The following is a 1,985-nucleotide window of genomic DNA, read 5'->3' as shown; positions in this document are numbered from 1 at the left end:
GGGCCGGGGCCGCCCCGGCGAACACCGGCGCGGCCCCGGCCCCGTCCGGCATGACCGCTCAGCTGGCGGAGACCGGAAGCGGCGGTCTCTCGGCGACGGCGGTGGCCGCGGCGGGTCTGGTCGCGACGGGGGCGGGCGCCCTGGGCTTCACGGCGGTGCGCCGTCGTCGTAGCCGCGCCTGAGCGGACAGGGGGGCGGGCCGCGTCGCCGGTGAGGCTGGAATCGGCCCGCTCCCCCGTCTACGCTCGGCCGCATCGGCGGCCGGGGAGCACTCGGCCCGCCGTCACCAACGCAACCATTCGAGAGACCACTGCCCGGTGACGGAGCCGGCGTGGGGTGCGCGTCCCCGCCCCGCGCCAGCACTGGACGGTTCCAGGCGATGACCACGGGCCGGCAGCTCAGGACGCCGACGGCCCCGTGTGGTCCGCCCCGCCGGGCAGCGAAAGGGACGCGCCGTGTCATCGGCGACCTATCGCGCGCTGCTCCGCACCCCGGGTGCCACAGCCTTCTTCCTCACCGCCACGGCGGGCCGCATGGGCATCGCCATGACGGGCCTCGCCCTCATCTGGCTGGTGCACGACCGCACCGGCTCCTATGCCGTGGCCGGCCTGGTCACCGGCTGCTTCGCCGTCGCCGAGGCCCTGGCCGGGCCCCAAGTCGCCCGTGTGGTCGACCGGTTCGGCCAGACCCGGGTCCTTCCGGGCGTCCTCCTCGCACACACCGCCGCCGTGGCCTCGCTGCTGCTCCTCACCACGGGCGGCGCACCGCACGGCCTGCTCGCGGCGGCCGGGGCGCTGGCGGGCGGCACGATCCCCCAACTCGGCGCGCTCTCGGCTGCCCGGTGGTCGGCGCTGCTCCGGGACGAGCGCGAGGCCCTGCCCACCGCCTTCGCGCTGGAGTCGCTGGCCAACGGGGTGTGCTTTCTGGCCGGGCCCCCTCTGGTCGCCCTGGTGGGGGTGGGCATCGATCCGGCGTACGGCTCGGCCCTGGCCACGGCCCTGGTGGCCGGTGGCGGGCTGGCCTTCGCCGCGCAGCGCCGCACGGCACCCGCACCGGCTGCCGCCTCCGAACGCGGTCACGCGGGGCGCTCGTTGCTGCGGGCGGGATTCGCGGTCCAGTTCGGGGTGAACCTCGGCCTCGGCCTGTACTTCGGTGCCCTGCAGGTCTCGGTGACGGCCTTCTCGGTGGAGCACGGGGCGGCGGGCGCCGCCGCGCCGCTGTACGCCGCGTCGAACTGTGCCGGGCTGCTTGCGGGCTGGCTCTACGGTCTGCGCAGGTGGCGTGGTTCTCCCGAGACGCAACTCGGGCTGGTCACGGCCGGGCTGGCGGTCGGGTGCGCAGCGCTGCCGGCCGTCGGCACCCTGCCCGGGATGGGGATCGCGCTCGCGGTGACCGGCCTGGCGGTGCCGCCGGTGCTGGTCCTCTCCTCGGTGCTCACCACCGCAGCGGTGGAACCGGCCGCGCTCACCCAGGCGTTCACCTGGCTGAACTCGGCGAGTGCCGCCGGGTCGGCCGGTGCGGCGGCCCTGGCAGGGGGTGTGGTGGACGCCCACGGCGCCCAGGGTGGCTTCGCGGTCGCGGCGGCGGCCACGTCGGCGCTGGCGGTGCTCGCCTCGGGCCGGTTGTACGGCACCCGTCCGCGTACGTGAGGGGTCCGGTCCCCGGCGGCGCGGCGCCGGGAACCGGACCCGTCCGGGTCGCGCGGGGTCAGGAGGCGATGAACCGCGCGACCTGGCCGAGGACGACCGTGTCCGCCAGGTACCCGATGTGGTTCTGGCAGACCACGTTGTTGTTCGTCGCACCGCTCAGACGGGTGCTGGTGTACGGGAGGATGACCCCGTCGCACGCGGAGTACCAGGTGGCGTACTTGGTGTCGCCCGGGGTCTCGTCCCCGGAGGTGATCTGGGAGATGAACGAGGAGCCGGGGTACATCTGCTGGCACGTCGTGTAGATCAGGCAGGCGCCGGCGTACGTGGTGCCGTGGT

Annotated in this window: 1 protein-coding gene and 2 pseudogenes; 2 read left to right on the top strand and 1 reads right to left on the bottom strand. The window is 75.5% G+C overall.

Annotated elements, in window-relative coordinates; translation table 11 throughout:
• Positions 1-182 (top strand): annotated as a pseudogene (locus EAO73_RS35315) (hypothetical protein); the annotation flags it as partial.
• A 273-nt stretch (positions 183-455) separates the two neighbouring features.
• A complete protein-coding gene (locus EAO73_RS35310) occupies positions 456-1,649 on the top strand; it encodes an MFS transporter (RefSeq protein WP_147975621.1) in 1,194 nt (397 codons plus the stop codon).
• Positions 1,650-1,707: 58 nt separating this feature from the next.
• Here the strand turns inward: EAO73_RS35310 and EAO73_RS35305 are convergent.
• A pseudogene (locus EAO73_RS35305) lies at positions 1,708-1,985 on the bottom strand (lipase); the annotation flags it as partial.

Origin of the sequence: Streptomyces sp. col6 (assembly GCF_008042035.1) — a bacterium.
Lineage (GTDB): Bacteria > Actinomycetota > Actinomycetes > Streptomycetales > Streptomycetaceae > Streptomyces.
The sequence above is the reverse complement of the archived record's forward strand: the minus strand, read 5'-3'. Positions and strand labels throughout refer to the sequence as shown.